11 protein-coding genes, 1 tRNA gene and 1 pseudogene are annotated in these 13397 nt (G+C 37.6%); 7 read left to right on the top strand and 6 right to left on the bottom strand.

Features of this window, described 5'->3' with window-relative positions:
• Positions 1 to 161: 161 nt before the first annotated feature.
• Entirely contained in the window at positions 162 to 1127 is a 966-nt protein-coding gene (locus P9B04_RS22180) for a succinylglutamate desuccinylase/aspartoacylase family protein (protein ID WP_342057134.1), read from the bottom strand.
• Between the two features lie 88 nt (positions 1128 to 1215).
• Positions 1216 to 2121: a 30S ribosomal protein S6--L-glutamate ligase gene (rimK, locus tag P9B04_RS22175; protein WP_342057133.1), complete on the bottom strand. Its 906-nt coding sequence runs from the start codon at positions 2119 to 2121 to the stop codon at positions 1216 to 1218.
• A gap of 79 nt (positions 2122 to 2200) precedes the next feature.
• On the opposite strand from rimK, the gene P9B04_RS22170 reads away from it, so the two are divergent.
• The 3 genes from P9B04_RS22170 to asnB all read left to right on the top strand — a co-directional run bounded on the left by P9B04_RS22170 (position 2201) and on the right by asnB (position 4737).
• Positions 2201 to 2923: a GUN4 domain-containing protein gene (locus tag P9B04_RS22170; protein WP_342057132.1), complete on the top strand. Its 723-nt coding sequence runs from the start codon at positions 2201 to 2203 to the stop codon at positions 2921 to 2923.
• Positions 2924 to 3063: 140 nt separating this feature from the next.
• A tRNA-His gene (locus tag P9B04_RS22165) sits at positions 3064 to 3136 on the top strand.
• 98 nt (positions 3137 to 3234) lie between these two features.
• The gene (asnB, locus tag P9B04_RS22160) at positions 3235 to 4737 is read left to right on the top strand and encodes an asparagine synthase B (protein ID WP_342057131.1); all 1503 of its coding nucleotides are present in this window, start codon (positions 3235 to 3237) and stop codon (positions 4735 to 4737) included.
• Between the two features lie 25 nt (positions 4738 to 4762).
• Here the strand turns inward: asnB and P9B04_RS22155 are convergent, their stop codons facing one another.
• Positions 4763 to 6466: a type II toxin-antitoxin system HicA family toxin gene (locus tag P9B04_RS22155; RefSeq protein ID WP_342057130.1), complete on the bottom strand. Its 1704-nt coding sequence runs from the start codon at positions 6464 to 6466 to the stop codon at positions 4763 to 4765.
• A gap of 220 nt (positions 6467 to 6686) precedes the next feature.
• Between P9B04_RS22155 and P9B04_RS22150 the strand changes: the two genes are divergently transcribed.
• From P9B04_RS22150 to P9B04_RS22140, 3 genes are all read left to right on the top strand, one after another.
• Complete coding sequence (locus P9B04_RS22150) at positions 6687 to 6923, top strand: ferredoxin-thioredoxin reductase variable chain (RefSeq protein ID WP_342057144.1); 237 nt, start codon at positions 6687 to 6689, stop codon at positions 6921 to 6923.
• An 88-nt stretch (positions 6924 to 7011) separates the two neighbouring features.
• Positions 7012 to 8295, top strand: a complete 1284-nt coding sequence (locus P9B04_RS22145; RefSeq protein ID WP_342057129.1) for an ABC transporter substrate-binding protein — start codon at positions 7012 to 7014, stop codon at positions 8293 to 8295.
• A gap of 120 nt (positions 8296 to 8415) precedes the next feature.
• Positions 8416 to 9033 carry an ankyrin repeat domain-containing protein gene (locus P9B04_RS22140; protein ID WP_342057128.1) on the top strand — a complete coding sequence of 206 codons (618 nt, stop codon included), beginning with the start codon at positions 8416 to 8418 and terminating at the stop codon, positions 9031 to 9033.
• 122 nt (positions 9034 to 9155) lie between these two features.
• Here the strand turns inward: P9B04_RS22140 and P9B04_RS22135 are convergent, their stop codons facing one another.
• Positions 9156 to 9842 (bottom strand): glycosyltransferase family 2 protein, encoded by a 687-nt coding sequence (locus tag P9B04_RS22135; protein WP_342057127.1) that lies wholly within the window; start codon positions 9840 to 9842, stop codon positions 9156 to 9158.
• A gap of 288 nt (positions 9843 to 10130) precedes the next feature.
• Complete coding sequence (gene rpaB / locus P9B04_RS22130) at positions 10131 to 10862, bottom strand: response regulator transcription factor RpaB (protein ID WP_342057126.1); 732 nt, start codon at positions 10860 to 10862, stop codon at positions 10131 to 10133.
• A 247-nt stretch (positions 10863 to 11109) separates the two neighbouring features.
• Here rpaB and radA point away from each other — a divergent pair, with 247 nt between their 5' ends.
• Entirely contained in the window at positions 11110 to 12675 is a 1566-nt protein-coding gene (gene radA / locus P9B04_RS22125) for a DNA repair protein RadA (RefSeq protein ID WP_342057125.1), read from the top strand.
• Positions 12676 to 12924: 249 nt separating this feature from the next.
• Here the strand turns inward: radA and P9B04_RS22120 are convergent.
• Positions 12925 to 13397, bottom strand: a pseudogene (locus P9B04_RS22120) (hypothetical protein); the annotation flags it as partial.

Below are 13397 nucleotides of genomic sequence, written 5' to 3'. Positions count from 1 at the left end.
AGTCAGGAGTCAGAAGTTAGGAGTCAGGAGTCAGAAGTTAGGAGTCAGGAGTCAGAAGTTAGGAGTCAGGAGTCAGGAGTCAGGAGTTAAGTTTTTTTAGTGAGATAATCAGTGTTTGAGACTCCTGAGATCGACAAATTTTCTTATATGGAACTCAGGTTCTAAGCTTTAATCAGAGCCACATGAACGATACCATCTCCTTGATTAACCAAAGGATTCTGTACTTGACCAATAACCACACCTTGATAAGGAGAACGAATTTTTGCTTGAGTTTCCCCAAAAGCATCGGTAATAATGCCCAAAAGTTGTTTTTTGGCAATTTTGTCCCCCAAGTTAACTTGTAAATGCAGTAATCCACTACGAGAAGCCCTAATCCACTTTGTTTTTTCTATTTCTAGGGAATGGGATGGGGATGATGTCTCCTCAGTGAGAGGATGGGTATACATTTCTAATAAATCCATCACCTGTAAAATCCCTCTGACTCCGATTTCTATAGCTTCTGAATCAAAACGACAAGCTTCTCCGGCTTCGTATAACAATACGGGAATTCCTCGTTTACTGGCAGCCTGACGCAAGGAACCATCCCTAGTAGTAGCATGAATCATCAGAGGTGCGCCAAAGGCTTGAGCGCAACGATAAGTCTCCGTATCCAGCAGATTAGCCCGAATCTGGGGTAAATTTGTTCTCGGTTTGGCTGCGGTGTGTAAATCGATGCCGTGGGTACTCTGGTTGACGATTTGTGTCATAAATAAATGGGCTAGACGGGATGCTAACGATCCTTGAGAGGAACCGGGAAAAGAACGGTTTAGATCGCGACGATCGGGCAAATAGCGAGATTGTTCGATGAAACCAAAGACATTCACCACCGGAACGGCAATAATTGCTCCGTATAAATATTTAGCGGTAATTTTGCTTAAAATTTGTCGAATGATCTCAACCCCGTTGATTTCATCCCCATGAATAGCTGCACTTAACCACAATATTGGACCATCGTATTGACCATTAATCACCACCACCGGCAAAGAAATAATTGTTCTGGTGGGGAGTTGAGCGACAGGAATCTCTAGACGTTGTTTTTGACTGGGAGCGATCGCTACTCCACCGATTTCTAAGGTTTGGTTGGTCATGACACCATAATTGAAATTCAGAATTGAGGAGGTAAAATCCAGACAAAATTAAAGCTGACACTCTATATTTCGCTCCTTAACTCGGAAACTAAAACTGAATACGATCGCCGGTATTTCCAGAGGGGGCGTTTTTGGCTAAGAATTCGATAATCTTTTTAGCAACATCGATACCGGATGCTTTTTCGATCCCTTCTATTCCAGGAGAAGAGTTAACTTCCATCACTACTGGACCTTGATTAGACCGTAGCATATCTACTCCGGCAACCTTTAATCCCATTGATTTGGCAGCCTTGACAGCAGTTGTTCGTTCTTCTGGGGTCAATTTAACCATGTCTGCTTTTCCTCCCCGATGCAGGTTGGATCTAAAATCACCTTCTGCTCCTTTCCGTTTCATCGCTGCAACAACTTTTCCCCCAACGACGAAACAACGTAAATCTACTCCTGCAGCCTCTTTAATGAATTCTTGTACTAAAATGTTGGCATCCAGTTGACGAAAGGCTTCTATGACAGATTTGGCTGCGTTACGCGTTTCTGCCAAAACCACCCCGATTCCTTGAGTCCCTTCTAATAATTTAATCACCACCGGCGCACCCCCGACAAATTCTAGTAACCCATCGATATCCTGTGTCGCATGGGCAAATCCTGTCACCGGTAAACCAATGCCATCTCTTGACAGAATTTGCAAGCAACGCAGTTTATCCCGAGAACGAGAAATTGCTTGCGATTCGTTTGCACTAAAAACTCCCATGACTTCAAACTGACGAACCACTGCTGTACCGTAAAAGGTTTTAGAGGCGGCAATACGGGGGATAATTGCGTCGAAAGTTTCTAGGAGCGCACCATTGTAATAAACTTCGGGTTTATGGGAAGTAATGTTCATGTAGCAACGAAGATAGTTAACCACACGCATATCATGTCCTAATTCTTCGCCAGCTTCTTTGAGTCTTTTGGTAGAGTAGATTGAAGCATCTTGGGACAAGATAGCAATTTTCATACAACTTCCTCTTGGTTTATTATAGCTAATTTTTTATCTTATAATAATATGTTGGTTTTGCAATATTTTTATAGGTTAAATGTCTTTAATAACAACTAAAAAATTTTATCAATTACTAATATTCATATTTTTGATATTTGCTACATTAAGAACTTTAGAAATATTGAAAATTAATAGAGCTAATCGACAAGAAGAACTACACTATAGTAATCTAGAAAAACTATTAAGTACACAAGATTGGGAGAAGGCTGATTATGAAACAAGCTTGTTGATGGAAGAGATTACAAATCAACAGAGATATCCATTATCTGATTTTGTAAATTTTATTACTCTTGGTCAGTTTCATCAGAAAATTATAATTGATGATATTTCCTGCAAAGACCTCTTAAAAATTGATAGCCTATGGACTAAGTATAGTGAAAATAGATTAGGATTTAGTGTACAAAGAAAAATACTAAAACCCTTAGATTCTGAGCTTGAAATTGAAACGGAAGAAGATATGGATGCCAGGACTGGTAGAAGAACTAACGAAATACTTCAATGGAATGGATATTATCCATACCCGAGTTATTCATCAGATTTACAAAAACAACGTGAGCAAAAAATCAAAGAAAAACATTATCGGAAAATAAAAAATATTCCCATATCAAAAATTACTTATGGTTATTTACCTTATAAACTTTATACTGATACTATGTACACCAAACTTATTAATAGTTGGGGATATATAACTATGCCAAATACTATAAGATCCACTGTTAAAAAAGTAGAAGAATGTTCCAGTATTAAACCTAGTTCTTAACCAAATTAAGCGGGAAACAGTTTATGGGTACACTAGAACTGTAGGCTATGACAACAGCACTAATATCAGCTTATTTTTGAAAAACGTCATAAATATTTGTGCAGAAGCAAAAAACTATGTTAAAATAGGAAACGCTTATGGCGAGCGTAGCCAAGTGGTTAAGGCAGCGGATTGTGGTTCCGCCATTCGTGGGTTCGAGTCCCATCGTTCGCCCTAGATGTACTCTAAAGGTATTTGTTAAATTATTCTTGGGTTTTTGGATGGACTCCAGATTATTACACTACGCTCAGAGGTAGCGTTCTAAAAAAGTTATGTGTGGTATTGCTGGAATCTGGGGACAAACGGAGCAAGTTAGTGTAGAGGCTATGATGAGGAGTATTACTCATCGTGGTCCAGATGCACAAGGTATTTTTAAGGTTCCCGACGGTTCGGGGATTTTGGGACATCAAAGACTTAGTATTATGGATGTGGATGGAGGTGATCAACCCATTCACGCTCAAGAAAATTCCCAAGCAATTATTGGCAACGGAGAAATCTATAACTATCCTCAATTATTACCAGAGTTAGCCAAAAAATACAAATTTTTAACTAAGAGTGACACTGAAGTTGTTTTACATCTATACAAAGAAAAAAGCATCACCGCAGTAAATGAACTAGATGGAATGTTTGCCTTTGCTATCATCGATGATAACAAGTTTATGGCAGCCCGAGATCCTATTGGCATCAAACCCCTTTACTATAGCGAGAAAGATGGTAACTTCTGGTTTGCTTCAGAATTAAAAGCGATTACTCAATTTTGTGAGAATGTAGAGGAGTTTCCCCCAGGACATTTCTTTTCATCAGAAACAGGGTTTTCTCAATACTATACATTACCAGATATTCCCCCAGAAAAGGATATTAATGTAGACGATTTACTACAAGAAATACGCGAGACAGTAGAAGCATCTGTGGTCAAAAGATTGATGTCAGATGTACCTTTAGGAGCTTTTTTATCGGGGGGATTAGACAGTAGTATAATTGCTGCTGTAGCCAAAAAACATAAATCTGAACTACATACTTTTTCTGTGGGTATTGCAGGAAGTAAAGATATTAATGCAGCTCGTTTGGTTTCGGAATATTTAGGAACTATACACCACGAATATATTATTACTCCCGAAGAAGCGATCGCAAAATTACCAGAGATTATTTATTATTTAGAATCCTTCGATCAAGACTTAGTTAGAAGCGGTATCCCTTGTTATTTTACTTCTCGTTTAGCCTCTGAATATGTAAAAGTTATTTTGACAGGGGAAGGAGCAGACGAGCTTTTTGCAGGTTATACCTACTATAAAGATATTCCTGATGATAATATTTTGCACACAGAATTAAGGCGATCGGTTAATAGTTTACACAACATTAATCTACAGCGTGTTGATCGTTTGACTATGGCCCATTCTATCGAGGGTAGAGTCCCATTTTTAGACCTAAAAATGATCGAACTAGGTCAAAAAATTCCTGCCCATTTAAAACTCAAGGGAACTCCTCCTGTGGAAAAATGGATTTTACGAAAGGCGTTTGAAGATATGTTACCAGAGGAAATTGTTTGGCGCAAAAAAGAACAATTTGACGAGGGAAGTGGGACAGTTGACTTATTAACAGAAACCCTCAAAGATGTAATGAATGAACAACAGGCGAAACAATACCAAAAAGAACATTCTGACATGAAGTTAAGATCAGCAGAAGAATGTTATTACCATCAAATTTTTATGAAAGCTTTTGATAACCCCCACGCTATTTTAAACAATGTTGCTCGTTGGGCAGAAACACGGTTTTAAAAAAGTAATAAATAGTCTCAAAACTTTACAGATTATTTAAAAACTCCTCTAAATCTGTATTAGTTTGTACTAGGATATTTTTTAGGGTTAGTGGATTAACTTCTTGTCGGGGATGAGGTATGGGAAAAGTAATGGTATTGGTTTCTATTTTTTTAAGAATAAAGTGATCCCCACTGTGTCTATGTTTTTGAAACCCTAATTTTCGGAAAGCTTTAATAGCTTTTCTACTGGAGATATTAGTTAAGTTAGAGGTAGGAATGGAAGGATTATTATTAATGTTTAGGGATTCATTAATGATTGTATCGTTTTCCTCTTTGTAGGTTTCTAAGACAAATTCTAGATATTTATTCTTTTCAATTTCTGAGTTTAAATTTTCTCTGAGGGTTTTATTTTGTAGTATTAGTCTTTCTTTTTCTTGCTCTATATTTTGTGCTTCTTCAAAAGCATACTGAGATTCTAGTTTAACTAAACTAATTTGTCTCTCAAATTCTTTTTGTATAGTTTCTTCCCGTTGTTGAATTGATTTTTCGTTAGATAATTGTAATTCTTGTAAATTATTTATTTTTTCTTTATTCTCTCTATTTTGAGTTATTAAAGTTTCAATCTTTTCTCTGAGAGATTGAATTTGATTTTTGCTTGTTTGTTCTAAATTTTGCTGTTCTTCTAATTGTAATAATAGATAGTTTCTTTCTTGTTTGATGTCTTCTAATTCCTGAGATTTATCTTGCCATATTTCCAAAATCAAGATTTCTTGTTCATATTCTTCGATAATAGCTTGGAGGTTTCGTATTTTTTGAGTTTGATGAATTTCTAATGATTCTAACTTTTGATGTTCTTTTTCTCTTTCCTCTATTAAACGAGAATTTTGAACAACTTTTTCTTTAAGATTGTTTTGGAGAAGGGAAATTTCTTTTTGCAGTTGGATATGTTGATTCTCTAATATTTTTTGATTCTGATCAGCAATTTTTCTTTTTTCTGTTTCTTGTTTGACCAATTGTTGTTCTAATTTTAATTTTTGGAAAAGTTGTTCCTTTTTTCTGAGAATTAAAAGTCGATAACTTAAAAAGCACTCAGTAAAACTCCAGATAAATAACCCCCCAATTATAAACAATAATATGGTTAAATTATAAATGGGAAAAATAGTGTTTTTTTTAAAAGGATTTTGCAACCATCGCAGTAATTCTTTTGCAAAATTTTCAGAAGTATCCCTAATATAATAAACTCGAGCAATAATTGATTGTTCATCAATATATTTTTCATGATCATTTTCCTTTTTTTCATCTTTAAAGTAATAACTTTGAGCTTGTAAAGAGAGAGGGTTTAACAGTAAATGATGAGGATATTTATTAATATTTTTAACTAAGATATTATTAATCCAATTTGATTTATGTTGAGAATTTTTATAAGAATAGTTAACAATATTTTTCTTTTGTGTATCTGTAATTATTAATCCTTGTAAACCACGATAATTAGTATTTAAAATTTGTGTAATCTGTCTTGTGTTATCATTAGTAATAGCATTAGATAAAGCTAAAGGAACTGTGGGAAATAAAGCGTTAACGTCCGAAGATTGAGATGAGAGCAAAGAAGGATTGTGATATGTATAATATGTTTGACGAACTGCTAATATACCAAACGCTAATAACAGTAACTCAATAATAATTAATCGACCAAGAATAACCGCAACTCGTCGATAAGATAACTGCTTTCTAAAAAGTGGAAAGAGCATTCTGTGGAGATTTGAAGATAAGCTTTAATTATAATAATTTAATTAACAAAATCTCAAGCATTCTTCATATTATTTAACCTATGGAGTGAAATGTAAAATATCATTTTCACTCCACTAAAACACAAGTAATTTTCGTCATCCTGTGATTACGGTACACTCTATGGCAAAATAGTAAAACTGTAAATTATGCCCATAAACAGCCTTGATAGAGTTAATGAATATGAAAATTGGTGATCGCGTTCGCATTATAGAATCTGTTATTGTTTATCATCATCCTGAACATAAAAAACAACCTTTTGACCTAAAAGGAATGGAAGGGGAGATAATCGATATTGTCACCACCTGGCAGGGTCGGCCCGTTAGTGCAAATCTACCTGTATTAGTTCAATTTGAGAAGCGATTTAAAGCTCATTTTCGTGACAATGAAGTAGAAGTCACAGAAGTAGCCGAGAAATAGACTATTGAAGCCATTAAACCTCTTATTACATCCTCACCCAATCTCTATCATCTCAAAAACTCAGTACAGAATGAAAACCTAACAACCCATGAATTCCTTTTTCAAGAGACTTTCTGCGGTCATTCGTTTTGCCATCCCCGTCGCCCTCTGTTTATGCCTAATTTTAGCAGTGATTATCCCTCGTCTAGATGCTTCTGCGGTGAGAGTAACCCTGTTAATGCAAGCCTTAGAAGCAGCCCAATGGGAACCCTTTGTGCAAGAATTTAACGAAAAACACCCCGATATTGAACTAGAAATTATAGAAGGGCCAAACGCAAGTAACCAAGTGGAAGACTTGTACACCTCCTCATTTTTACTGGGTAATTCCCCTTACGATCTCGTTTTTATGGATATTGTTTGGGTTCCTAAGTTCGCCGCAGCCGGGTGGTTAAGAAGTCTATCAGATCGCATCTCAGAAACAGAATTATCTGCCTTTTTAGAAGGAGACATCAATGGGGGACGCTATCAAGGGGAATTATATCGAATGCCGGTGCGATCTGATGGGGGAATGCTTTATTATCGTACCGATTTATTGGCTCAAGGTGGCTATCAACCCCCCGAAACTTTTGGGGACTTATTAGAAATATCTCAAACTTTGCAAGGACAAAACCTAGCAGAATGGGGCTATTTGTGGCAGGGAAAACAGTACGAAGGGCTACCAGCTATGTTTGTCGAGGTTCTAGCTGGATATGGGGCTTTTTGGGTCGATCCAGATACCCTCGAAGTGGGTTTAGACCTTCCCGAAGCCATAGAAGCAGTAAAATTTTTGCGCAGTACCTTAACGGAACAGGTTTCACCCCCAGGTATTACTACTTATGCTGAAGAAGAAGCCCGTCGCCTCTTTCAAAACGGAGACGCTGTATTTATGCGGAATTGGCCTTATGCGTTCGGACTTCTATCCGCCGAAGATTCTCCCATTAAAGGTAAATTTGCCATTAAACCGATGGTTCACGCCCCCAAACAGTCCAGTGGAGCTTGTTTAGGGGGTTGGGGTTTGGGTATTAGTAGTACCAGTCAACACCCAGATGCAGCCTGGGAAGTGGCTAAATTCTTCAGCAGCGAAGACATACAAAGAAGGTTTATCCTTTCTACGGGATATGTTCCCAGTCGTCGGGTTTTATTTAACGATCCTGAAATTTTGGCCAAATATCCCCATTATTCTCAATTATTGCAAGTAGTGGAAAATGCTGCCTTACGGCCTCCCATTGCTCAATACGCCCAAGCTTCCGATATTTTACAACGTTATTTGAGTGCTGCTATCACAGATCAAATGACTCCAGAACAAGCGATGAACAAAGCAGCGAAGGAGACAAGATTGTTGTTAGGTAGATAATCAAGGTTAAGCTAACACCTATTTAAACGACATATTCTGAAATCAATAATTTTACATACCATTTCCCAGACTCATGAGGTATTGAATTTTTGGTTTTAATATTATTATATTAGTAAAAATATGGCTGACAAAAACCTAGAAAAATTACTATTAGCTATTGAGACAAATGATCTAAAAACAATCAGAAAACTGATTGCTACTGATCTAGAAGTTGTGGAACGTCGAACTGTTCGAGGAGAAAGACCTCTTGAGTCAGCAATTGAATCAGAAAATACTACAATTATTAAAAAATTAATAGAAGTAGAAGCAAATCCTAATCTAATAGTTGCAGACAATCTTCCATTAACAACAGCCGCCTCCTATGGTTATCTAGATATTGTCAAGCTATTAGTCAAAGCTGGTGCCAATGTTAATTTATTTGATAACAATACAGGAACTACACTAGAAATGGCTATTATCAATGGTCATTATGATGTGTTTAATTATCTAGCACCCCTAACTTCTACAGATTTAAGAATTTGGTCAGAAATACATTCACTTTTTATAAGTGTATTAGATGAAAATGTTAAGGCAATAAATTTTTTAGCTCAATCTGGAGTGTATATTAATCAAGTTTTTGGAGAACCCTTAATTAAATCTTTACAAGATAAAGATAAAGAAGTTAGACAGACAGCTAAAGAAGCTCTTCTTAAAATAATTGACAAGTATCCCGAAATTGAAAATACAATCCCTTTTTAATCGGAAGGGTTAACCCAATTTGGGAAAAACTAAGGAGAGCGACAAGAGAGACAATCTAGATATTTTGCTGTGTCAAGTAAGGAAATTTTGATTTAGATGGAGTGTGTTCAAAGTTTAACAGGTTAAGTTAAATTGTACTTTAAAATACAATAAATAGCCTGAAATCCATCTTTCCAACCAATCTTCTTGCCTTCCTTATAAGTTCTCCCGTAGTAAGAAATGCCAACTTCATAAATACGACACCCCATCTTAGCCACTTTTGCCGTAATTTCTGGTTCAAACCCAAAACGACTCTCCTCAACCTTAATCCTTTGGATAACCTCTCGTTTGAACGCTTTATAACAAGTTTCCATATCCGTTAGGTTAATGTTAGTCAACATATTGGATAACGTCGTGAGAAACTTATTACCCACCATGTGCCAATAATAAACAACCCGATGGGGACGACTCCCCTGAAACCGGGAACCAAAAACCACATCTGCTTTACCTTTGAGAATAGGTTCTATCATTAAAGGATATTCTTGGGGATCGTATTCTAAATCTGCGTCTTGAACAATGACGATATCTCCTGTTACTGACGCAAAACCAGTCCTTAGTGCAGCCCCTTTTCCCCTATTTTTACGATGATAAATAACTTGATCAACCAACGGTTCTAATTTGGATTGTAGCAATTCTCTTGTGCCATCGGTGGAACAATCATCTACTATAATAATCTCGCAATTTTTTACAGGAGACGCTTTCACTGCTTCGATAACTTGACCAATAGTCCCAATTTCATTAAAACAGGGAATAACCACCGATAATCTCATTTTTTACACTTCCCACACACCACAATTGAGCAATTTTTTATTTTTGAAACTATAACAATAGCAACTTTAAAGTGTCAATCGCTGATAGATGATTAATAGACAATAATTCAGTATCAATAGTTCCCAAGCTGAGTTCGGTGTTAAGAGCTTAACCTTTAGGGAAAATAATTGGGTTTAAAATTTTGCCTGAGAATGCGAATAGTTTTTGAGACGGACTATCAATCTCTGTCTCAAAAACAACCTTTGTCCCATAGTTTCGGTATTTCCGGTAGGGAAATTCTAACTTCCTTAAGGTTCCTCCCCCGGTTCTAAAATACGTTGAAATAAATAACCAGTTCCCCTAGCGGTTAAAATCAGTTCAGGGTTACTGGGATCGTCTTCTAATTTTGCCCGTAAACGGGAAATATGCACATCCACTACCCTCGTATCCACATGACGTTCAGGAGTATAACCCCATACCTCTTGTAAAATCTCAGAACGGGAAAACGGTTCCCCCGAACGACTAACTAATAACTCCAATAAGCTAAATTCCATTCCAGTCAAACGGATACGCTCATCTCCCTTGTAAACTTGGCGTTTATTGGTATCAATTTTAATCGAAGCAATAGCAATAACCCCAGAACTAGGAATTCCTGGTGCGCCATTTTTTTCCACCCGTCTCAACACAGAGCGAATTCGTGCTTCTAACTCTTTGGGTGAAAAGGGTTTGACCACATAATCATCAGCACCCAATTCTAAACCCGTAATGCGATCGGCCACATCTCCCAGAGCAGTTAACATGATGATAGGAATGTCTGATTCTTTGCGTAACTCCTGACATACCCCATAACCATCCAACTTAGGCATCATCACATCCAATACCACCAAGTCAGGAATAGCGTCGTGAAAGATATCTAAAGCTTCCTCACCATCAGCTGCCGTCACCACATCGTAACCAATCATAGAAAGACGGGTTTCTAAAATACGACGGATACTCGCCTCGTCGTCCACCACTAAAATTTTCTCTTTATGTGTTTCCAATTTCGCCCACGCTCCCTAATACTAAGTAAAGTTGCTAATCTTTAAGTTGAATGGTTGTCCACGGATCTCCCTATAATCGAGAATATCCCTTTTTCCCTATTCTTAAGCCTAAATCCTTGTTTTAGAATCTAAACATCCTTTGAGTTCAAAGAGAATTGTCCTCTTAATACTCCTTATCATTTTCTCGGGTTTTTTTCCTAATATCCAGTATTTTTTTAATTTTTTTAACGTTTCTTTAAATTTCATTATGGCTAAAACACGAACTGTTTATGTTTGTAGCAATTGTGGGGCCGAATATCCTCAGTGGTTCGGCAAATGTGAAGCTTGTCAAGCATACGGAACTTTACAAGAACAAACCGTAAACGCTTCTACCTCTCCTGTGGGAGCCGCAAGGGGTGGGTGGCAATCAAATAACCGTGGCGATCATCGTGGCACAGTTGCCCCAAAAGCTCGTATATCAGTCTCCTTTAATGATATTACAGAAGAAGAACAAGCCCGCTTTGAATCCGGTTATAACGAGTTAGATCGGGTGTTGGGGGGTGGTGTTGTTCCTGGATCTTTAGTTTTGATCGGAGGTGATCCTGGGATCGGTAAATCAACTTTATTATTACAAACCGCTAACCAATTATCCCAAAGATTACCCCGTATTTTATACGTTTCTGCCGAAGAATCTGGGCAACAAATTAAGTTACGAGCCTCTCGTTTAGGAGTAGCAGAAGCTAGTAGTGTTGCTGCCGCAAAAAAAGCAGACAGTAACGGTAAAAATGGCAAGGTCAAAGCAGCAAAAAAGAAAGAACAAGGTTTAGATAAAGCCAATCTTTTTATACTCCCAGAAACGGACTTAGAAGAAATTTTAAGGGAGTTAGAATCTTTGCAACCCCAAGTAGCTATTATTGATAGTATTCAAACCCTATACTTTGCTGCTTTAACTTCGGCCCCTGGTTCTGTAGCCCAGGTAAGGGAGTGTACCTCGGCTTTAATGCAAGTAGCTAAACGGGATAATATTACGTTGTTTATTGTGGGTCATGTTACCAAAGAAGGGGCGATCGCAGGACCGAGGGTGTTAGAACATTTGGTGGATACGGTATTATATTTTGAAGGCGATCGCTACGCTTCCCATCGTCTGTTGCGATCGGTAAAAAACCGCTTTGGGGCAACACACGAAATCGGTATTTTTGAAATGGCAGAACATGGGTTAGTGGAGGTGGAAAACCCCTCAGAGTTATTTTTGGGTAACCGAGATGAGTTTGTCCCCGGAACCGCTACGGTTGTGGCTTGTGAGGGTACCCGTCCCATCGTCGTAGAGTTACAAGCGTTAGTCAGCCCCACTAGCTATGCGTCTCCTCGTCGTTCCACTACAGGGGTAGAATACAGTCGCTTACAACAAATTTTAGCAGTATTAGAAAAAAGGGTGGGAATACCTTTATCAAAATTAGACGCTTATGTGGCTTCAGCAGGGGGTTTAGGGGTAGAAGAACCGGCGGCAGATTTAGGGGTAGCCATCGCTGTTGTGGCCAGTTTTAGGGATCGGGTGGTTGACCCCAGAACAGTTTTGATAGGAGAAGTAGGGTTAGGGGGACAAGTTCGCTTAGTTTCTCAGATGGAATTAAGATTAAAAGAAGCGGCTAAGTTAGGTTTTCAAAGGGCGATCGTTCCCAAAGGACAGAGTTTTGCCGATGATATTGGCATCGAAATTATACCAGTTGGGAAGGTGATTGATGCCATTATTGCTGCCATTCCGCCTCAACAAAAATTTGGTAAAGATTTAGATGATTTAGGGGCAGAAGAAGAAGAAAATTCTGAAAACTTTTAAAAATTCATTAAATCGGAGTCTTTAATAATTTGTTCGTTCTGTTTTTTTATCCAAACTGTATTTATATAATTTACAAGTTTATCTAAATGTTGGTAACTATTGCATTGGTTTTAGTTCTGAGAGTTCATCCCCTAAATCATTTTCTGCTAGTATTTATCCATCTAATTCATACACCAATTATGCACGTTAGTTGATACTAGGGATTAAATAAGTGGATAGTTACTAACTCGAACTATCCACTATTAATTATTAACTGACATTAGTTTTGTCTTGTTTAGAGAGTTTGAACTTACGTTTGATTATTGCACCTGCACCCATGGTTCCAACAGCGAGTAAGGCTAGAGTTGAAGTAGTTTCGGGGACTTGCTCTGAGACAACTTGACCAAAACCGTCCAAAGTATAAATAGCTGGACTTAAAGCTCCTAATTGATCAAATTCTGCTCTAAAAGCAGATGAAACAACCTCCGATACTGATGAATCTATTCGCAATTCCAGGAATGGAAAAGGAAAGGGAGACGGAGGAATTTCAGGGGACGTAACAGGTCCGTACAAACCACCTAATCCAGTTTGCTCAAACAGTAAAATATCAAATTCCCCTGATTCCTCATTAAATGCAAATAATCTAAACGCAGAAGTTCCTCTACGATTACCTAAACTGGGGTCGTTATCTGCTTCATGAAACCTAGACAAACCTAGACAGGCTTGATGTTCAATTCCTGCTT

The sequence above is a fragment of the Crocosphaera sp. Alani8 genome, assembly GCF_038442745.1.
In the GTDB taxonomy this organism is placed as follows: Bacteria; Cyanobacteriota; Cyanobacteriia; order Cyanobacteriales; family Microcystaceae; genus Crocosphaera.
The sequence above is the reverse complement of the archived record's forward strand: the minus strand, read 5'-3'. Positions and strand labels throughout refer to the sequence as shown.